This is a genomic window from Hydrogenophaga aromaticivorans, from assembly GCF_013387465.1.
Taxonomy (GTDB): domain Bacteria; phylum Pseudomonadota; class Gammaproteobacteria; order Burkholderiales; family Burkholderiaceae_C; genus Hydrogenophaga; species Hydrogenophaga aromaticivorans.
Window position 1 is genome coordinate 38,084 of record NZ_VYGV01000007.1, and the last position, 19,343, is coordinate 57,426.

At 67.6% G+C, this 19,343-nt stretch carries 23 protein-coding genes; 14 read left to right on the forward strand and 9 right to left on the reverse strand.

What is annotated here, in order from left to right; all coding sequences use genetic code 11:
- Position 1 precedes the first annotated feature (1 nt).
- Positions 2–1,168, reverse strand: coding sequence for a porin (locus F3K02_RS10070; protein ID WP_177135486.1), 1,167 nt, complete (start codon positions 1,166–1,168; stop codon positions 2–4).
- A gap of 181 nt (positions 1,169–1,349) precedes the next feature.
- Positions 1,350–2,330 carry a tripartite tricarboxylate transporter substrate binding protein gene (locus tag F3K02_RS10075; RefSeq protein WP_177135487.1) on the reverse strand — a complete coding sequence of 327 codons (981 nt, stop codon included), beginning with the start codon at positions 2,328–2,330 and terminating at the stop codon, positions 1,350–1,352.
- Positions 2,331–2,472: 142 nt separating this feature from the next.
- Between F3K02_RS10075 and F3K02_RS10080 the strand changes: the two genes are divergently transcribed.
- From F3K02_RS10080 to F3K02_RS10100, 5 genes are all read left to right on the forward strand, one after another.
- Entirely contained in the window at positions 2,473–3,513 is a 1,041-nt protein-coding gene (locus F3K02_RS10080) for an AraC family transcriptional regulator (protein ID WP_177135488.1), read from the forward strand.
- A 118-nt stretch (positions 3,514–3,631) separates the two neighbouring features.
- Positions 3,632–4,612: a quinone oxidoreductase family protein gene (locus F3K02_RS10085; protein WP_177135489.1), complete on the forward strand. Its 981-nt coding sequence runs from the start codon at positions 3,632–3,634 to the stop codon at positions 4,610–4,612.
- A gap of 32 nt (positions 4,613–4,644) precedes the next feature.
- Positions 4,645–5,493 (forward strand): TauD/TfdA dioxygenase family protein, encoded by an 849-nt coding sequence (locus F3K02_RS10090; RefSeq protein ID WP_177135490.1) that lies wholly within the window; start codon positions 4,645–4,647, stop codon positions 5,491–5,493.
- A gap of 56 nt (positions 5,494–5,549) precedes the next feature.
- Positions 5,550–6,611 carry a beta-keto acid cleavage family enzyme gene (locus F3K02_RS10095; RefSeq protein ID WP_177135491.1) on the forward strand — a complete coding sequence of 354 codons (1,062 nt, stop codon included), beginning with the start codon at positions 5,550–5,552 and terminating at the stop codon, positions 6,609–6,611.
- A 17-nt stretch (positions 6,612–6,628) separates the two neighbouring features.
- Positions 6,629–7,237 carry an RBBP9/YdeN family alpha/beta hydrolase gene (locus tag F3K02_RS10100; RefSeq protein ID WP_177135492.1) on the forward strand — a complete coding sequence of 203 codons (609 nt, stop codon included), beginning with the start codon at positions 6,629–6,631 and terminating at the stop codon, positions 7,235–7,237.
- On the opposite strand, the gene F3K02_RS10105 is transcribed toward F3K02_RS10100, so the two are convergent.
- Together F3K02_RS10105 and F3K02_RS10110 are read right to left on the reverse strand one after the other, a co-directional pair.
- Positions 7,198–8,031, reverse strand: a complete 834-nt coding sequence (locus F3K02_RS10105; RefSeq protein WP_177135493.1) for a ParB N-terminal domain-containing protein — start codon at positions 8,029–8,031, stop codon at positions 7,198–7,200. The genes F3K02_RS10100 and F3K02_RS10105 overlap by 40 nt on opposite strands.
- 75 nt (positions 8,032–8,106) lie before the next feature.
- Entirely contained in the window at positions 8,107–9,003 is an 897-nt protein-coding gene (locus F3K02_RS10110) for an AraC family transcriptional regulator (RefSeq protein WP_177135494.1), read from the reverse strand.
- A 104-nt stretch (positions 9,004–9,107) separates the two neighbouring features.
- Here F3K02_RS10110 and F3K02_RS10115 point away from each other — a divergent pair, with 104 nt between their 5' ends.
- From F3K02_RS10115 to F3K02_RS10145, 7 genes are all read left to right on the forward strand, one after another.
- Positions 9,108–9,893, forward strand: coding sequence for an SDR family oxidoreductase (locus F3K02_RS10115; RefSeq protein WP_177135495.1), 786 nt, complete (start codon positions 9,108–9,110; stop codon positions 9,891–9,893).
- A gap of 17 nt (positions 9,894–9,910) precedes the next feature.
- Positions 9,911–10,834, forward strand: coding sequence for a patatin-like phospholipase family protein (locus tag F3K02_RS10120; protein ID WP_177135496.1), 924 nt, complete (start codon positions 9,911–9,913; stop codon positions 10,832–10,834).
- A 49-nt stretch (positions 10,835–10,883) separates the two neighbouring features.
- Positions 10,884–11,123 (forward strand): hypothetical protein, encoded by a 240-nt coding sequence (locus tag F3K02_RS10125; RefSeq protein ID WP_177135497.1) that lies wholly within the window; start codon positions 10,884–10,886, stop codon positions 11,121–11,123.
- Positions 11,124–11,160: 37 nt separating this feature from the next.
- Positions 11,161–11,676 carry a DUF1697 domain-containing protein gene (locus tag F3K02_RS10130; protein ID WP_177135498.1) on the forward strand — a complete coding sequence of 172 codons (516 nt, stop codon included), beginning with the start codon at positions 11,161–11,163 and terminating at the stop codon, positions 11,674–11,676.
- A 73-nt stretch (positions 11,677–11,749) separates the two neighbouring features.
- Positions 11,750–12,418: a c-type cytochrome gene (locus F3K02_RS10135; RefSeq protein WP_218179422.1), complete on the forward strand. Its 669-nt coding sequence runs from the start codon at positions 11,750–11,752 to the stop codon at positions 12,416–12,418.
- 85 nt (positions 12,419–12,503) lie between these two features.
- Positions 12,504–12,743 (forward strand): hypothetical protein, encoded by a 240-nt coding sequence (locus tag F3K02_RS10140; RefSeq protein WP_177135500.1) that lies wholly within the window; start codon positions 12,504–12,506, stop codon positions 12,741–12,743.
- 229 nt (positions 12,744–12,972) lie between these two features.
- Positions 12,973–13,689, forward strand: a complete 717-nt coding sequence (locus F3K02_RS10145; protein ID WP_177135501.1) for a Crp/Fnr family transcriptional regulator — start codon at positions 12,973–12,975, stop codon at positions 13,687–13,689.
- 37 nt (positions 13,690–13,726) lie between these two features.
- Here the strand turns inward: F3K02_RS10145 and F3K02_RS10150 are convergent, their stop codons facing one another.
- Positions 13,727–15,004, reverse strand: a complete 1,278-nt coding sequence (locus F3K02_RS10150; RefSeq protein ID WP_177135502.1) for a DUF2254 domain-containing protein — start codon at positions 15,002–15,004, stop codon at positions 13,727–13,729.
- Between the two features lie 201 nt (positions 15,005–15,205).
- Here F3K02_RS10150 and F3K02_RS10155 point away from each other — a divergent pair, with 201 nt between their 5' ends.
- Positions 15,206–15,445: a ParD-like family protein gene (locus F3K02_RS10155; RefSeq protein WP_177135503.1), complete on the forward strand. Its 240-nt coding sequence runs from the start codon at positions 15,206–15,208 to the stop codon at positions 15,443–15,445.
- The gene (gene map / locus F3K02_RS10160) at positions 15,442–16,287 is read left to right on the forward strand and encodes a type I methionyl aminopeptidase (RefSeq protein ID WP_177135504.1); all 846 of its coding nucleotides are present in this window, start codon (positions 15,442–15,444) and stop codon (positions 16,285–16,287) included. The genes F3K02_RS10155 and map overlap by 4 nt, the downstream gene beginning before the upstream one ends.
- Before the next feature lie 6 nt (positions 16,288–16,293).
- Here map and F3K02_RS10165 read toward each other — a convergent pair whose 3' ends face one another.
- The 4 genes from F3K02_RS10165 to F3K02_RS10180 form a co-directional block, all read right to left on the reverse strand.
- The gene (locus F3K02_RS10165; protein WP_218179423.1) at positions 16,294–16,821 is read right to left on the reverse strand and encodes a hypothetical protein; all 528 of its coding nucleotides are present in this window, start codon (positions 16,819–16,821) and stop codon (positions 16,294–16,296) included.
- An 8-nt stretch (positions 16,822–16,829) separates the two neighbouring features.
- Positions 16,830–17,075, reverse strand: a complete 246-nt coding sequence (locus F3K02_RS10170) for a SlyX family protein (protein WP_177135505.1) — start codon at positions 17,073–17,075, stop codon at positions 16,830–16,832.
- A 165-nt stretch (positions 17,076–17,240) separates the two neighbouring features.
- Positions 17,241–17,648 (reverse strand): peptide-methionine (R)-S-oxide reductase MsrB, encoded by a 408-nt coding sequence (gene msrB / locus F3K02_RS10175; protein ID WP_177135506.1) that lies wholly within the window; start codon positions 17,646–17,648, stop codon positions 17,241–17,243.
- An 11-nt stretch (positions 17,649–17,659) separates the two neighbouring features.
- Entirely contained in the window at positions 17,660–19,192 is a 1,533-nt protein-coding gene (locus F3K02_RS10180) for a protein adenylyltransferase SelO (RefSeq protein WP_177135507.1), read from the reverse strand.
- Positions 19,193–19,343 lie beyond the last annotated feature (151 nt).

The window sequence follows — 19,343 nt, forward strand, 5'->3', positions numbered from 1 at the left end:
TTCAGAACCGGTGGTTGAGACCGACGGCCACGCCCGTCGTTGCGCTGCCGCTCACGTTGCGCGTGGCCGGATCGATCAGGCCGAGCACGGCCAGGCTGGTCGGGTCGGCTGCCAGCGCGCCCGAGAGGCTGTGGCGGAACACGCCGAAGTTCAGGCTGGTGCGCTTGGAAAACGCGTAGTCGCCCATCAGCGCCACGGTGCTGCGCTGGCCTTCGCGGCCCGCCGTGCCACCGACCGAGCTGGCGCTGTCGCGGTAGTAGGCGGCCTTCATGGACAGTGCGGGCGTGATCGGCATGGCCACGCCCAGACCCCAGACCTGGTTGTTCTGCTCGGTGGCGCCGCCGGCCGACTTGTCGTGCGTGGCGTCCATGTAGTGCGCGTACAGGCGGGCCGACCCCACCAGCACGTTGCCGCCCAGGCCCCAGGTGTTCTGCTGCAGCTGGGTGCCGTCGCTGTTGTAGCGCAGCACGTAGGCGCCCAGGCCGTAGCCGGGGGTCTGCAGGCCCAGGTCCATCGACTGGCTGCGACCGACGCGGCCCGCGCTGGCAAAGGCGTGGCTGACGCCCAGCTTCACGCCGCCGGGCAGCTGCGCGCGCAGCTTCACGGCGTCGTCCACCCGGGTGTCAAACCCGCCGAAGGTGTTGGTGGCGTTGAGCGCCAGGATGGACAACAGCAGCTTGCCGTCGGCGTTGGCGTGGAACACGTCCAGCGTCTCGGCGATGCGGTCGATGCCCGCGTGCAGCTGGCGCCCGGCGGTCAGGTTGAGCTGCTGATTGCCCAGGCCCACCCAGGCGGCCTTGTCGAAGTGTTTGGCGCTGCCCAGCACGGTGCGGCCGGCGCCCCCCGTGGGCAGGTCCAGCGAAGACTCCAGGCGGAAGCTCGCTGTCAGCCCGCCGCCCAGCGCTTCGCTGCCGCGCAGGCCGTAGGAGGGCGCCGTCCACGGGCCGCTCACCAGGCGGGTGCCCGTGCCGTTGGCCTGGTGGCTGAGGTTCAGGGCCGACGCGGCCACGGTGCCGAACAGGGTCACGGTGGAATCCTGCGCCACGGCCCAGGGCGCGCTGCCCATCAACAGGGCCGCCGCGAGCCAGGTTTTGTGCGACATCAGGACCGGGGCTGCGCTGGTGCGAGGGGCCTGGGCGGGTAGGGTGGGGTGCTTCGGGGTGTTCATCTTCTGGTTCCTCGGGGGTGGGTGGAGACGGAAATGCAGCGGGTCAGCGCGAGCCGGGCGGGCCGATGTCGCGCACGAAGGCCTGGCCCGCGGGCACAGGCCCGCTGACAAGGAATACGTGGGGGGTGGGTGGGGCGCCGCGTGAGCGCGGAGGCGGCGGCGCCGGGTTCAGCTCAGTGCTTCACTGGTTGATCTTGATGTCGAAGGTCTTGACGATGCCGGCGTTGCGCTCGAAGTCCGCGCGCAGCGATTTCGCCATCTGCTCGGCGGTCTCGTCGCCACCGAGGTCGAAGCCGGCGCCGAGCAGGCGGTCGCGCACCTTGGGGGCGGCCGCGGCCTTGTCCACCGCGGTGTTGATCTTCTCCACCAGGGCGGTGGGCACGCCGGCCGCGACGATGATGCCGACCCAGTTGCTGAAGTCGAGCTCGGGGTAGCCCTGTTCGGCCAGCGTGGGCACGTTGGGCAGGTGCTGCGAACGCTTCTTTGACGCCACGCCGAAAGCCTGCACCTTGCCCGCCGTGATCATGTTGCGCGCGGTGGCCAGGCCGTCGAACATCAGCGGGATCTGGCTGCCCATCACCTGGGCCAGCGCGGGCGGCGAGCCGGCGAAGGGCACGTGCTGCATGTCCAGCCCGGCCTTCTGGTTCAGGATCATGCCGGCGTAGTGCGAGCTGGTGCCGGTGCTGTACGACGCGAAGTTCACCTTGCCCGGGTTGGCCTTCACCCAGGCGACCACGCCCTTGACGTCTTTGGCCGGCACGTTGGGCGCGCCGATCATCACCATGCTGGCGCGGGCGATGGCGGTCACTGGCTTCACGTCCTTGAGCGGGTCAAACGCCGTCTTCATCACGTGCGGGATCTCGGTCAGGATGTTGCTCGCCGTCATCATGATGGTGCTGCCATCGGCCGGCGCCGCGATCATGGCCTGCACGGCGATGGCGCCACCGGCACCGGCACGGTTTTCCACCACCACCGGCTGACCGGTCTCCACCGACAGCTGGTCGGCCACGATGCGGGCCACCACGTCCATGGTGCCGCCGGCCGGCGCCGGCACGATCATGCGGATGGGCTTGTCGGTCCAGGCCATGGCGGCCGGCAAGGCGAGGGTGAGGGCGGCGGCACACAGGGTGCGGCGCAGCGGGGTGCTGAAGTGGAAGGTCATGCGTTGTCTCCTATCTGTGGGGATGCGGACCGCGGTGCGGGTCCCATGCGGTCTCTGTGCTGGACCGTGGGGTGAATACTAGGATTCGGCCCACCACCATGCTTGATAATTTGGGACACCCATTTTCGATATTGGGACATTCATGGATTACCCCTACGTGCCCGTCGTGCGCAGCGCCAGCCTGGCGGGCTACCTCGATCTCGCGCAGTCGGTGGGGCTCGATGCCCACGCCATGTTGCGCCGCGCCGGGCTCTCGCCGCGCAGCCTGGAAGACCCCGAAACGCCGCTCAGCACCGTGGCGGTTCGCGCCCTGCTCGAAGACAGCGCGCAGGCCAGCGGCGTGGAAGATTTTGCGCTGCGCCTGGCCGGCCGGCGCCAGCTCTCCAACCTTGGCCCCATCAGCCTGGTGCTGAAGGAAGAGCCCACCGCGCGCGCCGCGCTCGACACCCTCTGTCGCTACCTGCGCCTGCTCAACGCCTCGCTGCTCACCCGTATCGAGGAGCACGGCAAGCTGCTCGTGATCCGTGAAGAGATCCTGGTCGCGCAGACCGCCAGCACGCGCCAGTCGATGGAGCTAGCGGTGGGCGTCATGTACCGCATCGTGCGCGAGCTGCTGGGGCCGCAGTGGAAGCCGGTGCGTGTGTGTTTCAACCACCGGCCGCCGCGCGACGCCAGCGCGCACCGCGCCTTCTTCGGCACCGCGGTGGACTTCAACAGCGAGTTCAACGGCATCGTCTGCAACGCGGCCGACCTGCTGGTGCCGCAGCAGGGCGCCAACCCCGAGATGGCGCGCTTTGCGCGGCAGTACCTCGACCGCGCGCTCTCCGGCCAGCACCAGAGCACCCAGGCCACCGTGCGCCAGCTCATCGCCGCGCTGCTGCCCGGCGGGCGCTGCACCTCGCAGCAGGTGGCGCAGCACCTGGGCGTGGACCGCCGCACCATCCACCGCCACCTGGCCAAGGAAGGCGAAACCTTTGCCACGCTGCTGCAGTCGGTGCGCTCCGAGCTGGTGATGCGCCAGGTGCAGGACAGCGACCTGCCATTGGCCGAAGTGGCTCTGCTGCTGGGCTTTGCCGCGCCCGCGGCGTTCTCGCACTGGTTCCGCAGCACCTTTGGCTGCAGCGTCACCGCCTGGCGGACACAGGAGAAAGCGAAAGCGCGGGTGCGTCAGGGTATTCCATGACTGTCCCACATTCGCAAATCAAAGTCCCAGATTGACAAGCACGATGCGGGGGTGACTCCTACGATGCGTTCCATGGTCCGGACACCCGGTACCCCGAACACACGAAGGAGACAACCCCATGGCCACAGCCATCCGCATGCACCGCACCGGCGGCCCCGAAGTGCTGGAGCTCGAACAGGTTGAAGTCGGCGACCCCGGCCCGGGCCAGGTCCGCCTGCGCCACGCCGCCGTCGGCCTGAACTACGCCGACACCTATTTCCGCAACGGCACCTACCCGATGCCCCTGCCCGCCGGCATGGGCGTGGAAGCGGCCGGCGTGGTGGAAGCCATCGGTCCCGATGTCACCCACGTCGCCGTGGGCGACCGCGTCACCTACACCGGCTTTCTCAACACCCTGGGCGCCTACGCTACCTCCCGCCTCATCGCCGCTGCGCCGCTGATCCAGCTGCCCGAATCGATCGGCTTCGAGACCGCCGCCGCCATGACCATGCGCGGCCTCACCTCGGCCTACCTGATGCGCCGCATCCACCCGTTCAAGGCCGGCGACACGCTGCTGCTGCACGCGGCGGCCGGCGGTGTGGGCCTGATCGTGTCGCAGTGGGCCAAGCTGCTGGGCATCACCGTGATCGGCACCGTGTCCACCGATGAAAAGGCCGAGGTGGCCAAGGCCCACGGCTGCACCCACACCATCAACTACAGCCACGAAGACGTGGCCGCCCGGGTGAAGGATCTCACCGGCGGCAAGGGCGTGGACGTGGTGTTCGACAGCGTGGGCAAGACCACCTTCATGGCCTCACTCGACTCGCTCAAGCGCCGCGGGCTGATGGTCTGCGTGGGCACGGCCAGCGGCCCCATCGACGGCTTCAACCCCAACCTGCTGGCCATGAAAGGCTCGCTCTACCTCACGCGCCCGGCGCTGGCCGACTACATCGCCGACCCGGCCGAAAAAGCCGCACTCGCCGCCGAGGTGTTCGGCCATGTGGCGGCCGGGCGCATCCGGATCGACATCCACCAGCGCTACACGCTCGAAGAAGCGCAGCAGGCCCACCGCGACCTCGAATCGCGCAAGACCACCGGCTCGTCGGTCTTCGTGATCTGAGCACCGGCCCCACAAGAGAAGGAGACAAGTCCATGAAAGTCGAACAACTCACCTGCGCCATCGGCGCCGAGCTGACCGGCGTGAACCTGGCCGACGCCGCGCGCGACGACGGCCTGTTCGCCGACATCAAGGCCGCGCTGCTGAAACACAAGGTGCTGTTCCTGCGCGACCAGACCATCAGCCGCGCCGAGCACGTGGCCTTTGCGCGTCGCTTCGGCGAGCTCGAAGACCACCCCGTGGCCGGCAGCGACCCGGAACACCCCGGCCTGGTGCGCATCTACAAGACGCCCGACGCACCCAACGACCGCTACGAAAACTCCTGGCACACCGACGCCACCTGGCGCGAAGCCCCGCCCATGGGCTGCGTGCTGCGCTGCATCGAATGCCCGCCCGTGGGCGGCGACACCATGTGGGCCAACATGGCGCTGGCCTACGAGCGCCTGCCCGAAGCCGTGAAGGCGCAGATTGCCCACCTGCGCGCGCGCCACAGCATCGAAGCCAGCTTCGGCGCCGCCATGCCGATCGAGAAGCGCCTCGCGCTCAAGGCCCAGTTCCCCGACCCCGAACACCCCGTCGTGCGCACCCACCCCGAGACCGGCGAGAAGGTGCTGTTCGTCAACGCCTTCACCACGCACTTCACCAACTTCCACACGCCCGAGAACGTGCGCGTGGGCCAGGACTACACGCAGGGCGCCAGCGCGCTGCTGCAGTACCTGATCAACCAGGCGCTGATCCCCGAATACCAGGTGCGCTGGCGCTGGCAGCCCAACAGCATGGCGATCTGGGACAACCGCGCCACGCAGCACTACGCCGTCATGGACTACCCGCCCTGCCACCGAAAGATGGAGCGCGCCGGAATCATCGGCGACAAACCCTTCTGAGCCCCGACACCCCAGCCCTCACACCCCGTTTCAAACCGAACTCCCGGAGACCCACCATGCACTTCCTCGACGGCGCCAACTTCCCCGAAAACCAGCCCAAGCTCGTCATCACCTGCGCTCCCTACGGCCCCGAGTGGATGCCCTCGGATTTCCCCGAAGACATCGCCGTGACCATGGAGCAGCAGATCCAGAAAGCGGTGGACTGCTACAACGCCGGTGCCACCGTGCTGCACCTGCACGTGCGTGAACTCGATGGCAAAGGCAGCAAGCGCCTGTCCAAGTTCAACGAGCTCATCGCCGGCGTGCGCGCCCGCGTGCCCGACATGATCATCCAGGTGGGCGGCTCGATCAGCTTCGCTCCCGAGGGCGATGGCGAGACCGCCAAGTGGCTGAGCGACGACACGCGCCACATGCTGGCCGAGCTCACGCCCACGCCCGACCAGGTGACCATTGCCATCAACTCCAACCAGATGAACGTGGTCGAACAGATGGTCGAGGCCGACATCGCCGGCACCTCGCTCGCCGAACCGGCCATGTTCCACGCCTACCGCGAGATGACGATTCCCGCCGGCCCGGAATGGGTCGAGGAACACATCCGCCGCCTGTCTGAAAAAGGCATCCAGACGCACTTCCAGCTCGCCAACATCACGCAGCTGGAAACGGTGGAGCGCATGATGCGCCGCGGCGTGTGCAACGTGCCGCTGATCCTTACCTGGGTCGCCATCGGCGGCGGCTTCGACCAGCCCAACGTCTACAACCTCGCCAACTTCGTGCGCGGCTGCCCCGACGGCTCGGTGCTCACGCTGGAGTCGTCCATGCTCAACGTGCTGCCGCTCAACATGATGGCCATCGCCATGGGGCTGCATGTGCGCTGCGGCATCGAAGACAACATCTGGACGCAGGACCGCTCGCGCAAGATGGGCACCGTGGAACAGATCGAACAGCTGGTGCGCATCGCCGGGGAATTCGGCCGCCCCGTGGCCAACGGCCAGGAAGCGCGCGCCATCTACAAGATCGGCACCTTCTACAAAGACGCCGACGAAACCCTGGCCGCCAACGGCTTCGCGCCCAACCGCCCGGTGTTGCAGCGCGCCGCGCCGCAACTCAAGGTCGCCTGAAGCGGGAGCGCACGCACATGGGCACCCCCAGCACCGTCCTCATCGTGCCCGGCCTGCGCGACCACGTCGCCGAACACTGGCAGACCCTGCTGGCCGCGCAACTGCCGGGTGCGCACAGCGTGCCGCCCATGGGCCGCGAAGCGCTGGACTGCGCGGCCCGCGTTGAAGCCATCGAGCAGGCGCTGAGCGCCATCGTTGGCCCGGTGGTCATCGTGGCGCACAGCGGTGGCTGCCTGGCCGTGGCGCACTGGGCCGCGCAGACCGGCCAGGCCGGGCGTGTGCGTGGCGCCCTGCTGGCCGTGCCGCCGGATTTCGACACCCCGCTGCCGGCCGGGTATCCCGCCATCGACGCCCTGCGCGCCGCCGGCTGGTTCCCTGTGCCGCGCCAGCGCCTGCCGTTTCCCTCGCTCGTGGCCTCCAGCCAGGACGACCCGCTGGCCGCGCTGGACCGGGTGCAAGCCCTGGCGCGCGACTGGGGCAGCCGCACGGTGGACCTCGGCGCGGTCGGGCATCTCAACCCCGCTTCGGGATTTGGCGAATGGCCGCAGGCCATGGCCCTGATCGCCGCGCTGGACGGCGGCTCCGTTCAGGCCACGGGCAGGGCGCTCAGCGCCTCCAGCTGCTGACGCAGCGCCGCGTTTTCCGCCTGCAACTCGCTGACCTGGGCACGCAAGCGCTGCAGTTCATCGCCCGCGACGTCGGCCGGCTGATCGGCCGGTTGCTCGGGCGCCGCTTCCGACGGTTTGCGCTTCGCGTCGCGCACCCGCTTGGCCGCCAGCTTGAGCTCGTCCTTGCCGGCCAGCGCGGCGGCCTTCTGCTCTTCGGCCGGCAGGCTGGCCACCGCGGCGGCTGCGTTGAGCGAGATCGCCCCGGACTTCAACGCCGCCACCAGCTCGGGCTCGGCCTGCTTCTGGATCTTTTCGATCATCACCACCTGGCTGCTGCTGAGCCGCGCCGCTTTGGCGATGTCTTCGCGGCTGTTCAACGGCCGGGGCTCGGGCACGGCCGCTGTGGCCGCCGGCTGGGCTGAAGGCGCATCCTGCTCGGCCGGCTCGGGCTGGGCATCCTCGCGCGGCGCGGCCAGAAACCGGGCGCGCCGCTCGGCGATGATTTCGCGCTTGCGCAGCGCCAGCACGCCGCGCTGGAAGTCCGACACGCTGCGCCGCCCCAGGTGCTGGTCGATCATCCACAGGTGCACGTCCTCCATGGACTGGAAGCGCGGGTTCTGCACCGTCTCGAAGGGCAGGCCGTGTTTCTGGCAGATGCCGTAGCGGTTGTGCCCGTCCACCAGCACATCGCCCCAGAGCACCAGCGCATCGCGGCAGCCCTCGGCCAGGATGCTGCGCTCCAGCGCCTCGTGTTCCTCCGGGGTCAAGGGGTCGATATAGGCTTTGAGGTCCGGGTTGACAGTGATGTTCATGAAGTCGGGGTTCGGGGAAATGGCTTGGGGGCGCGAATTGTAGAGGGGCGCGAATGAGGGGCGCCGTCGCCTGGCCTAGTGTTGGCGCGCATAGCGGCCGGGTGGCTGCCCGACGTGGCGGCTGAAGGCTGTGCTGAAGGTGCTGGCCGAGCTGTAGCCCACCCGCTCGGCCACCTCGGCGATGGCCACGCCGCTGCGGCTCAGCAGGTCCTTGGCCAGCGCCATGCGCCACGCCAGCAGGTACTCCATGGGCGGCAGACCGACGGCGCGCGAGAACCGTTCGAAGAACGTTGAGCGCGACAGCGCGGCCTCCCGGGCCAGCGCATCCACCGTCCAGGTGTGCGCGGGTGCGCCATGCATCAGGCGCAGCCCCACGGCCACCCGCGCGTCGGCCAGCCCGCGCAGCAGACCGGGTGGGGCGCTGTCCCCCGTGGTCGAGCGCAGCGCCTCGATCAGCAGCAGCTCCACCAGCCGGCCCAGCACCAGCTCACGCCCTGGCCGCGTGTCGAGCGACTCTTCCCGGACCAGCTTCACCAGCACCGACAGGCGCTCGATGCCACGCACGTGCAGCAACACCGGCAGCAGCGACACCAGCAGCGCGGCATCGGGTGAGTCGAACTCGAAATAGCCGCCCAGCATGCGCACTTCGGGCGGCCCGTCCTGCCGCCCATGGCGCAGCTCGGCCGCCGATCCCTGTGTGTCCCTGGGGTCCAGGAACACCGGCACCGCGGGCTCCAGGCCCGAAAGCGTGAAACCGGGTGTGGCCGGCATCAGCACGAAGTCACCCGCTTCCAGGGTGACGGGCGCCTGCTGGTCCACCGCCAGCACGCAGTCCCCCTCCAGCATGGTGCAAAAGCTCGGCTGGCCGAAAGCCGAGTAGCGCACCGCCCAAGCGCCCGCCCCGCTGATCACCTTGGAGAACACCGCGCGCGGTCGCATCAGGGCAATGACTTCGGCGAGGGGATCGATCATGGCCGGACTCCTGCAAATTAAATGTGGACTACTGATTGTATTAGATCCGGCTTCTGGCCGGTATCGTTGCGCCATCCCTCAACCGAACCACCAGGAGTTCTGACATGAAAACCGTTCTGATCACCGGCTGCTCTTCCGGCTACGGCCTCGAAACCGCCCGCCACTTCCACGCCCAAGGCTGGAAGGTGGTGGCCACCATGCGCAGCCCGCGCAGCGACCTGCTGCCCGTGTCGCACCGCCTGCAGGTGTTGCCGCTGGACGTGACCCGGCCCGAAAGCATCGCCCGCACGCTGGAGGCCGCAGGCCCCATCGACGTGCTGGTCAACAACGCCGGCCTCGGCCTCTTCGGCGCCTTCGAAGCCACGCCCATGGCGACGGTGCGCGACATTTTTGAAACCAACACCTTCGGCACCATGGCCATGACCCAGGCGGTGCTGCCGCAGTTTCGCGCCCGCCGCGCCGGCCTGGTGGTGAACGTGACCTCCAGCGCCACGCTGGCCCCCATGCCGCTGGTGGCCGCCTACACCGCGAGCAAGACCGCCATCGAAGGGTTCACCGCCTCGCTGGCGTTTGAGCTGGAGGCCTTCAACGTGTGCGTGAAACTCGTCCAGCCGGGCTATGCGCCCACCACCCGGTTCACGGCCAACGGCGCCGAGCGCATGCAGGGCCTGGTCCCCGAGGCCTATGTGCCCTACGCCCAATCCGTTTTCGCCACGCTGGGCCAGCCCGCCGCCACCACGAGCGAACGGGACGTGGCCGAAGCCGTCTGGCTGGCCGCGAACGACGCCTCGCCCCAGCTGCGCTACCCGGCCGGCGCCGATGCGGTGGCGCTGGCGGCGCGCAACCCGTTGTTCGCGGGAGCGGCCCGCGAGCACAGCGCCGCCTTGTGATGCCCGAGCGAGCCGTCATGAAAACCCACCTGAAAACCCATGCCCCATGGGCAGCCCCCCTCGTGGCGTTGCTGCTGACGATGGGCTGCGCCTCCCCCAGGCAGCCCGCGCCCGCCGACCTGCACCCGCAAACGCTGTCCGACGTGCAACGCACCGCGCCAGCCCGCGGGCAGCGCCCCACGGTCGCGCTCGCCTTGGGCGGCGGCGGGCTGCGCGGGTTTGCGCACGTGGGTGCCTTGCGGGCACTCGAAGAAGCCGGTATGCGCCCCGACATCGTGGTCGGCACGTCGGCAGGCTCCGTGGTGGGCGCGGCCTACGCCAGCGGCATGAGCGTCGAGCAGATCCAGCAGGCCGCGCTCGGCGTGAAGGTGTCGTCCTTGCTCGACTTCACCTGGCAAAGCGGCGGGTTCATCCGGGGCGACAAGCTCGCGAACTGGGCCAACGCCCTCATCGGCGACACCCGGATCGAGGACTTCCCCATCCGCTTCGCCGCCGTCGCCACCGACCTGCAGAGCGCGCAGCCCATGCTGCTGGACAACGGCTCGGCCGGGCGGGTCATACAGGCGTCTTCCGCCGTGCCGGGGATGCAGGTGCCGGTGGCCTACCCCGGCGGGCACCTGATCGACGGTGGCATCACCAGCCTGGTGCCGGTCCGGTTCGCCCGGGCCATGGGCGCGGACGTCGTTGTCGCGGTCGACATCTACTGCCAGAGCCCCCGGGCCACCGCCGTGAACGTGCCGGCCGTGCTCGGCAAAGTCATGCAATCCCAGAGCTGCCTGATCGCCGCGCCGGAAATGGCCGAGGCGGACGTGTTGGTCGCCCCCGTTGTGGCGGTTCCGGGCATGTCCGACCGGGCCTCGCAAGAGCAGGCCATCGAAGCGGGCTACAGGGCGACACACGCGGCCTTGGCGAAGTGGCGATCAGGCACGATGATCGAGTAGCGTTCTGCCCGGTTCGAAAACTCGATGACGTTGAAAGAGGTGGGTTCTCATGAGAATGGTGGCTTTGTTGTTGGCGCTTCTGGTGGCGGGCCTTCTCGTTGCCCGTCAATTGGGCGGCGGCGCGCCCGCCCAGGTTCAGAAGCCGGAGGCCATTTCGGATGTGGCTGTTCCCGTTGTTCCCTCAAGACCTCAGGATGTGCCCAAGTTTGAGCAGCAAGTGGAGGGATACGTCAATGATCTGGCCGCCGAGCAGGCGAAACAGTTGGAGCAGGCGGAATCGGGGAAATGACGGGGGTCTGCAAATTCTTTGGAATCTTGGAGCTCCCATGCAGCGCTATGTAGCTTTCCTTCGGGGTGTCAGCCCGATGAATTGCAAGATGCCAGAGCTGAAACGCTGCTTCGAAGCCGCGGGATTTCGTGATGTCAAGACGCTGTTGTCCAGTGGAAACGTGGCGTTTTCGGCGAGCCCAGCAATCGTTCCCATCCTGGAAAAGACGGCAGAAGCGGCAATGGAAAAACACCTTGGAAAGAAATTCCAGACCATTGTCAGACCCTCTTCCTTCCTTCAGTTGCTTGTTGAACGCGCGCCATTCGCTGAGTTCGACTTACCTGCAAACGCAAAACCAGTCATCACCTTCCTGCGCAAGCCACATGAAGAGCAGATCAAGCTGCCCATCGAGAAGTCGCAAGCCTCGATCCTCAAGCTGGAGCGCACTGAAGTTTTCTCGGCCTATGTGCCAAACGAGCAAGGCCCTGCTTTCATGGTTTTGCTCGAAAGGACATTTGGCAAAGAGATAACAACAAGAACGTTTGAAACCGTTCGAAAGTGCTCGGTGGCATAGCGTCGTATGGCAAGAATGCCCCGCCAAGTCAGCGTGCCGTCGCATACAGGAGAACGCCATGACAGCAAACCGAATGTCAAAGTTCGAAGCGAGGCTCGTGCAGCAGTGGCGCCAAGCCCTTCCATCGAGAGGGACGGGAGAACTCGCCATGATCTCTGGTCGTGCTCGACGCGCAGTTACTGCCGCTGCGCTTTCAGGATGCCTGCTGGTCGCGCACGGCACGGCGGCCGGCGACCCGGCAGCTGGCGAACGGCTCGCCGCCGCGCGCTGCGTCTCCTGCCACTCGTCAACGGAAACGATCCACGCCACGCTACCGCTGCTCGAAGGGCAGCCAAAAGCCGCCTTCATTGCGCAGTGGCGTGCCTTCCGCGAACGCAAGCGCACCGCCCCGGTGATGGTGAGCCTTGCAGAGGAGTTGAGCGAGCAGGATGTCAACGACCTCGCCGAGTACTACGCAGCATTGCTGCCCCCGCGCGCCCCGGAATCGGCCGGTAGCGATGCCGGCCGCGCGTTGGCCGATCGCTTGCGATGCGCTGACTGCCACGGTCCGGCGTTGCAGGGGACGAACGCCGGCGCGGCACGGCTCGCTGGGCAAAAGGCGCGTTACACCGTTTGGTCATTGCAGCTGATGCGGGGCGGCACCCGGTCGCACGGAACCGCCGCGAAGCCGGATCCGCTCTTGGCCAACCTCAGCAACGCCGAGATCGAGTCGCTGGCGGCGCACTTGGCATCGCTGAGATGACCTGGCTGTCTGTGCAGTGCGCTACAGCGCACCGCGCCGCCTCCCCCGGTTCGAAAACTCGATGACGTTGAAGGAGGGGGGTCTCATGAGAATGGTGGCTTTGTTGTTGGCGCTTCTGGTGGTGGGTCTTCTCGTGGCCCGCCAACTGGACGGCGGCGCGCCCGCCCAGGTTCAGAAGCCGGAGGCCATTTCGGATATGGCTGTTCCCGCTGTGCCCGTGAGGCCGCAGGATGTGCCCGGGTTTGAACGGCAGGTGGAGGGGTACGTCAATGATCTGGCCGCCGAGCGGGCCAAACAGCTGGAGCAGGCGGAATCAGGGAAATGACGGGGTGGCTTGGCATGCCGTCCTAACACCACTGTTTGGGTCGATTGAGAAGCTGGCTGGCACGGCCTGCGATTTGGCTGTCTGTCGACACAGTTCGACGACCTCGATCGCGTAATGATATGTAAACCGTGTCCATCGTCCCAGCCGATTTGAGTTTGCTCAACCAAGGGGCGCTTGTCCTCCCGTGTACTCGCGATTTCGGTCGAAAAACATGGGGAGGGAGCGCAGGATGGAACCATTCAACCCACGCGACAACAAGCTGTTGGCATGTTTGCCCGATGCCGAATGGCAACGTTGGGAGCCCCAGCTTGAGCTGGTCGACCTGCCACTGGGCAAGGTGCTCTACGAGTCCGGTGCGCAGCAGACCTTCGTGTACTTTCCCACCAGCGCGATCATCTCGTTGCTCTATTCGTTGGATGACGGCTCATCGGCAGAGATCGCGGTGGTCGGTTTTGAGGGCCTGCTGGGCGTCTGCATCTACATGGGCGGCGGCTCCACGCCGAGCCGTGCCGTGGTGCAAAGCGCCGGCATGGGTTGCCGGCTGCGTGCCGATGCGTTCAAGCGTGAGTTCGAGCGTTCCATCCCGGTCAGGCACCGGAGCCTGCGCTTCGCCCAAGCCCTGATCACGCAGATGAGCCAGACCGCGGTGTGCAATCGCCACCATTCGCTGGAAATGCAGCTCAGCCGATGGCTGTTGCTCAGCCTGGATCGTTTGCCCGGCAACGAAGTGGTGATGACGCAGGAGCTGATCGCCAGCAAGCTGGGCGTGCGCCGCGTGAGCATCACCGAAGCGGCGCACAAATTGCAGGCCGATGGGCTGATCAGCTACGCGCGCGGCCACATCTGGGTGCTGGACCGGCCCAGGCTGGAGGAACGCACTTGCGAGTGCTATCGGGTGGTAAAGAAGGAATACGACCGCCTGATTCCAGATTGCGACGCAGTCTGATTCGGCTGGTTGGCGAGACCCAGGGCTGGAAGGGGCGTCATTGCCCGCCCCCGTCCAGCAGGCCCAGACGGCGCGCCTCCTCCTGCCAGCGGGCAAGGTCCTCTTGGTCGGCGCCCCCTCGTTCGGCGCGCGCAAGCACCCGCTGTACCAAGTCTCGCCCCGCTGCGCCGAAGCCCGATGGGGCGTTCCTGCACAGCGCGTCCAGGTGGTGCAGCAACTGCACCATCACCTCGGTCTGTCGGGTGGCGCAGCGCGCGATGGGCTCGAAGGCCAGGGCCACCAGCGCCTCAGGTCGACTGGCCGGGGTGCTGACACGGTCATAGCGTGGCGCGCCCGAATCCGGCACCTCCGCCAGCCCTGCGATCATCAGCCGCGCCTGGCTGCCGATCACGGCGATCGCCGTGCCCGGATCGTTGACCGAGGGCGACAGCGCACGCTCGGCAATCTCGGCCAGCACGATCAGGCCATAGGCCGCGTCCTGCTCGATGCTCCGCTCGGGACCGATCACAAAGGCCCGGCGCAGTTCTGCCAGAGTGGCTTCGTCGTCTGCGGCATCCGGTGCCCGCAGCCAGGCCAGAGGCGCACTCGGATGCACCAGGTCACCGACGGGCGCAGCAATATGTACCTGCGCGTCAAGCCGCTGCGCCAGATGCTGCAGGGCTTCGACATCGACGAACTGCACATGGCCGGTCCATTGCGCCATCACCGGCCGTGCGCCCGCGCCCGCCGATGCCGCCATCACCGCACCGGCCAGTGGCCGCCGCACCGCCTGCTGCAAGGCCGCCAGGGTGGCGCGCTCCACCGTTGCGATGGTGTGTGACACGCGTCCGATGCGCGACAGCACGTCGATGTAGCGCATGAAGGCCACCACCACCCAGGCCAGCACGACCACGGCGCAGACGAACAGTGCCATGCGCCCAGCCGGCCCATAGCGGCCTGTGCCCATCGCCACCACGCCGACGATGGCGAAGATGAACGACGCCATGAAAACCGCCACCGCTCTCTGTGACTGCGGGTCGGCCACCACCAGCCGGGTGGCGCGCGGTGTGCCCGCATTGGCCGCCGAGGCATATGCGCTGGCCAGCACAGACAAGGAAAATGTACTGACCGCCAGCATGCTGGTGGCCATGATGCGCAGCAGGTCGGACACCAGGCCTTCCTGCAGCGGTGGCAGCCATTCGACCGGGACCCAGGCATCGGCCAGTGCCGACCCCAACGCAGCCAGCACAGCCGCCAAGCTCCAGATAGCCGGCTGCCACCACAGATGCTGGCGCAGGCGTTGCCACAGGAAACGCAGGCGGTCGATGTCAGGCATGGGGGCAGCCATCGGGCAGGATGTTCATTCGCATCAGCGTAGCCTAATCCACTGCCGGTGGGCCGAGACAGACGCGCCTGGCGCCGCTCCCCAGGCAAAAAACCCGCACACCCAGGGGCTGTTCACCTGGCCCATGCACCGACCACCTTCACCCTTGGTAATATACGAACCAGCTACAAACCGTATACAAGGAGGCTCACCATGGGCATCATCAAGATTTCAGAGCAGATGCATGAAAACCTGCGTCTGACCAGTGGGGCGCTGAGCCGCTCCATGAACGCGCAGGCCGAACACTGGCTGCGCGTGGGCATGTTGTCGGAGCTGAACCCGACGCTGTGCCACGGCGAGATCTGCCAGCTGCTGATCGAAACGGAGCGGCAGGCGCCCGTGACGCCCGGTCTCAGGAGCGTGCCGCCCGCCGGCCTGGAGAAGGCGGCATGACGGGCGGCAAGAAGGGCGTGAGCATCAGGACGCCGGCCGAGATCGACATGGCCCGGCGCGCCGGGCAACTGGCCGCCGACGTGTTGCGCATGATCGGCGAACACGTGAAACCCGGCGTGACCACGGACGAGCTGGACCGGCTGTGCCACGACCACATCGTGAACGAGCTGAAGGCGGTGCCGGCCAACATCGGTTACCACGGCTACCCGAAAACGATCTGCGCTTCGGTGAACCACGTGATCTGCCACGGCATCCCGTCCGACAAGAAGCTGAAGGACGGCGACATCGTCAACATCGACGTGGCGCTGATCAAGGACGGCTGGTTCGGCGACACGAGCCGCATGTATTGCGTGGGTGAGCCGGGCATTCTGGCCAAGCGCCTGGTGCGCACGACCTACGAGGCGATGCGCGCGGGCATCCAGCAGGTGCGCCCGGGCGCGACGCTGGGCGATGTGGGCCACGCGATCCAGACGGTGGCGCACGCGGCGGGGTTCAGCGTGGTGCGCGAGTACTGCGGCCACGGCATCGGGCAGATCTACCACGACGAGCCGCAGGTCTTGCACTACGGCCAGCGCAACACGGGCCTGAAGCTGGCGCCGGGCATGGTGTTCACGGTGGAGCCCATGATCAACGCGGGTAAGCGCGAGACCAAGGAGCTGTCGGACGGCTGGACGGTGGTCACGCGCGATCGCTCGCTTTCGGCGCAGTGGGAACACATGGTGGCGGTGACGGAAACCGGTTTCGAGATCCTCACGCCCTGGCCCGAAGGTCTGGGCGATTACGCGCCGATCGAGCCGGTGGTCAGCGCCGCGAGCCCGGTGGCCGTGGCCGCGGTGGCCTGAGCGGGTTCAGGCGCGGCGCCTGCGCCACAGCCAGACGCCGACGCCCAGCAGGGCGGCGTAGTTCAGCGCCATGAACCAGGGCTCGTTCCACGCGATGCCGTCGAAGCCCCAGTAGGTGATGGGGTAGAAAACGGGCGAGGGGAAGAAGTCGGCCGAGTGGGTGAACACGTCGATCACGATGTGTGACCACCAGCCCAGCAGGGGCAGCCAGAGCCGGCGCAGCCAGACCCAGAGCAGGGCCGTCACCGCGGCGGCCACCAGCGCGCTGTGAAACACGCAGTGCACCTGGTGCGACCAGAAGGCCACCCAGGCCGGGAAATCGGGTTCGCCGCCCGGGGCCGCGGTGGCGTATTGGAGCCATTCGCCTGGCGTGCCGTTGATCACGGCCCAGGCCGCCACGGGCAGCGTGTGCACCACGTCGGGCACCACCGCCAGCGTTACCGCCCAGGCCAGGGTGGGTTTGTTCACCGGCCCGGCGTTCGACAACGCCACCAGGCCGGCACCCGCCCACAACCCGTGCGCCAGGATGTCCATGGTTCGGTTCAGTAGTGGGGCGGCAGCTCGTCGCGTAGGTTGCGCGCGGGCGCTGAGCCCTCGTCAGCGCCTTGGCGGCGCAGGTGGCCGAGCTCGCGCAGCAACAGGTCGATCTGCTCCTGCTGGCGCGCGACCACGGCGTTGAGCGTGTCGAGCAGGTCGTCGGCGTAGCTGGCCTTGATCTCCAGTTCGGTGAGGCGGTCTTCCAGGTGCACGGCGGCGGGTGCTGAGGGTGGGGTCGAAGCGGTGCTCATGTGGCTATTGGACACCACGCCGGCGCGTGACCCGCAGCGCATGAAACAACCTCAACCCAGGGAGACCGAGGGTCCGGCTTTGCCGGCCCAAGGTATCGCCCCCCCTCCAAGCCGAAGGCGCCAGAGGGGGGGGAGGCGCCGAAGGCGACGCGGGGGGTGTTTCCTTTACTCTGGCTGGTGTTCCAGCGAAGCGGAGTTCATGCAGTAGCGCAGGCCCGAGGGCGCCGGGCCATCTTCGAACACGTGGCCCAGGTGCGCGCCGCACTGGCTGCACACGGTTTCAACGCGCGCCATGCCGTGGCTGCGGTCGGTGATCTCGGTGATGGCGCCGGGGATGGCCTTCCAGAAACTGGGCCAGCCGCAGCCGGCGTCGAACTTGGTGCCGGCGTCAAACAGGTGGTTGCCGCAGCAGATGCAGTGGTAGCTGCCGTCGGCCCAGACTTCTTCGTATTTGCCGGTGAACGGGCGCTCGGTGTGGGCGTGGCGGGTCACTTCGAAGGCGGCGGGTTCGGCGCCTTTTTCAGCCAGCAGGGCGCGCCACTCGGCATCGGTTTTCTGGATGGGGAACGTCATGGAGGGGTCCTTCACGATGAACAGCTGATTTCGATGTGGGCCGCCCAGTCGGGCGGAAAGTCGGCCAGGTCGTCGTGGCCGGGCAGCTCGGTGAACGGGGTTTCCAGCGCGGTCTGCAGGCGCTGCAGGGCCGAGAAGTCGCCCTCGCGGGCGCGCTGGATGGCGATCTCGCCGAGGTGGTTGCGCAGCACCACGTGCGGGTTGGTCGAGAGCATCAGCACCTGGGTGAGGCGGGCGTCAAAACCGGGCTGGCTCTGCAGCCGCCCGCGCCACTGCAGGGCCCAGGCGTCAAAGGCTTCGCGCTGCAGGAACAGGTCGCGCACCGGCTCGATGGCCGCGCTGGCTGCCGCGGCGCCCGCGCCCGGTTCCGCAAAGCCGGCCACGGCGTTCGAGAGGCGGCGCCAGAAGAGCGTGAAGTCCACCGCGTCCTGCGCCATGAGCGCCATCAGCTGCTCGGTGAGCGCTTCGTCGCCGGCCATCACGGTGCCGAGGCCGAGCTTGGCGCCCATGCGCCGCTGCAACGCCGCGGGGAACAGGGCCTTGTAGGGTTCGAGCGCGTCCAGCGCCTGTTGCGGGTCTTCCATCAGTGGCAGCAGGGCCTGGCCCAGGCAATACAGGTTCCAGTGCGCGATGCCGGGCTGGCGCATGTAGCGGTAGCGCCCGGCGCTGTCGCTGTGGTTGCAGATGTGGCGCGGGTTGTAGGCGTCGAGGAACTGGAACGGGCCGTAGTCGATGGTCAGGCCCAGGATGCTCATGTTGTCGGTGTTCATCACGCCGTGGCAGAAGCCCACGGCTTGCCACTGCGCGACCATCTCGGCGGTGCGCGCGCTCACGGCTTCGAGCAGGTTGGCGTAGACGTTGCCGGGCAGGGCGCGGCAGTCCGGGTAGAACTGGTCGATGACGAAATCGGCCAGCGTGCGCAGTTGCGCGTGTTGCCCGCTGTGCGAAAAGTGTTCGAAGTGGCCGAAGCGGATGAAGCTGGGCGCCACGCGCGTGACGACGGCCGCGGTTTCGATTTCTTCGCGACGCACCGGCTGGTCGGACCCGGTGACACACAGCGCCCGGCTGGTGGGGATGCCCAGCGCGTGCATGGCTTCGCTGCAGAGGAATTCGCGGATGGAGCTGCGCAGCACGGCGCGGCCGTCGCCCATGCGCGAATAGGGCGTGAGCCCGGCGCCCTTGAGCTGGATTTCTTGCGGGCCATCGGTGCCGGCGAGTTCGCCGAGCAGGATCGCCCGCCCGTCGCCCAGCTGGCCGGCCCACTGGCCAAACTGGTGGCCGCTGTAGACACTGGCAAGCGGGCGCATGCCGGGCAGCAGCTGGTTGCCGGTGAAGGCCTGCAGGGCTTCGTCGCTGGCCATCCAGTCGTCGCGCAGCCCGAGTTCGCGCGCCAGCGCCGGGTTGCGGCCGACCCAGTAGGGGGCGGGCAGGGGCGTGGGGCGCAGCTCGGTGTAGAACTCGCGGCCGAGGCCGGCGAAGCGGTGCGTCCAGCCGGTCGGTGTTTCGGTGGCGGGCGCGGGCGGCAGGGCATGGGGCAGGGTCATGCGGCGCATTGTCACCGGGACGACTTGCACCCACACCCGGGTGGGCTATACGGGGCAACCCGCTACGGCCAGCGTGCGTTGTTGAGGCATGATGCTGGGTGAATTAAACGCACGACCGTTCGTTTTTTCAGCAAGACACTCAAGGAGAACC

What these genes read in the sequence shown, in the direction of transcription:
- F3K02_RS10070 (WP_177135486.1), bottom strand. Translation starts at nt 1,168, where the DNA reads ATGAACACCCCGAAGCACCCCACCCTACCCGCCCAGGCCCCTCGCACC.
- F3K02_RS10075 (WP_177135487.1), bottom strand. Translation starts at nt 2,330, where the DNA reads ATGACCTTCCACTTCAGCACCCCGCTGCGCCGCACCCTGTGTGCCGCC.
- F3K02_RS10080 (WP_177135488.1), top strand. Translation starts at nt 2,473, where the DNA reads ATGGATTACCCCTACGTGCCCGTCGTGCGCAGCGCCAGCCTGGCGGGC.
- F3K02_RS10085 (WP_177135489.1), top strand. Translation starts at nt 3,632, where the DNA reads ATGGCCACAGCCATCCGCATGCACCGCACCGGCGGCCCCGAAGTGCTG.
- F3K02_RS10090 (WP_177135490.1), top strand. Translation starts at nt 4,645, where the DNA reads ATGAAAGTCGAACAACTCACCTGCGCCATCGGCGCCGAGCTGACCGGC.
- F3K02_RS10095 (WP_177135491.1), top strand. Translation starts at nt 5,550, where the DNA reads ATGCACTTCCTCGACGGCGCCAACTTCCCCGAAAACCAGCCCAAGCTC.
- F3K02_RS10100 (WP_177135492.1), top strand. Translation starts at nt 6,629, where the DNA reads ATGGGCACCCCCAGCACCGTCCTCATCGTGCCCGGCCTGCGCGACCAC.
- F3K02_RS10105 (WP_177135493.1), bottom strand. Translation starts at nt 8,031, where the DNA reads ATGAACATCACTGTCAACCCGGACCTCAAAGCCTATATCGACCCCTTG.
- F3K02_RS10110 (WP_177135494.1), bottom strand. Translation starts at nt 9,003, where the DNA reads ATGATCGATCCCCTCGCCGAAGTCATTGCCCTGATGCGACCGCGCGCG.
- F3K02_RS10115 (WP_177135495.1), top strand. Translation starts at nt 9,108, where the DNA reads ATGAAAACCGTTCTGATCACCGGCTGCTCTTCCGGCTACGGCCTCGAA.
- F3K02_RS10120 (WP_177135496.1), top strand. Translation starts at nt 9,911, where the DNA reads ATGAAAACCCACCTGAAAACCCATGCCCCATGGGCAGCCCCCCTCGTG.
- F3K02_RS10125 (WP_177135497.1), top strand. Translation starts at nt 10,884, where the DNA reads ATGAGAATGGTGGCTTTGTTGTTGGCGCTTCTGGTGGCGGGCCTTCTC.
- F3K02_RS10130 (WP_177135498.1), top strand. Translation starts at nt 11,161, where the DNA reads ATGCAGCGCTATGTAGCTTTCCTTCGGGGTGTCAGCCCGATGAATTGC.
- F3K02_RS10135 (WP_218179422.1), top strand. Translation starts at nt 11,750, where the DNA reads ATGTCAAAGTTCGAAGCGAGGCTCGTGCAGCAGTGGCGCCAAGCCCTT.
- F3K02_RS10140 (WP_177135500.1), top strand. Translation starts at nt 12,504, where the DNA reads ATGAGAATGGTGGCTTTGTTGTTGGCGCTTCTGGTGGTGGGTCTTCTC.
- F3K02_RS10145 (WP_177135501.1), top strand. Translation starts at nt 12,973, where the DNA reads ATGGAACCATTCAACCCACGCGACAACAAGCTGTTGGCATGTTTGCCC.
- F3K02_RS10150 (WP_177135502.1), bottom strand. Translation starts at nt 15,004, where the DNA reads ATGCCTGACATCGACCGCCTGCGTTTCCTGTGGCAACGCCTGCGCCAG.
- F3K02_RS10155 (WP_177135503.1), top strand. Translation starts at nt 15,206, where the DNA reads ATGGGCATCATCAAGATTTCAGAGCAGATGCATGAAAACCTGCGTCTG.
- map (WP_177135504.1), top strand. Translation starts at nt 15,442, where the DNA reads ATGACGGGCGGCAAGAAGGGCGTGAGCATCAGGACGCCGGCCGAGATC.
- F3K02_RS10165 (WP_218179423.1), bottom strand. Translation starts at nt 16,821, where the DNA reads ATGGACATCCTGGCGCACGGGTTGTGGGCGGGTGCCGGCCTGGTGGCG.
- F3K02_RS10170 (WP_177135505.1), bottom strand. Translation starts at nt 17,075, where the DNA reads ATGAGCACCGCTTCGACCCCACCCTCAGCACCCGCCGCCGTGCACCTG.
- msrB (WP_177135506.1), bottom strand. Translation starts at nt 17,648, where the DNA reads ATGACGTTCCCCATCCAGAAAACCGATGCCGAGTGGCGCGCCCTGCTG.
- F3K02_RS10180 (WP_177135507.1), bottom strand. Translation starts at nt 19,192, where the DNA reads ATGACCCTGCCCCATGCCCTGCCGCCCGCGCCCGCCACCGAAACACCG.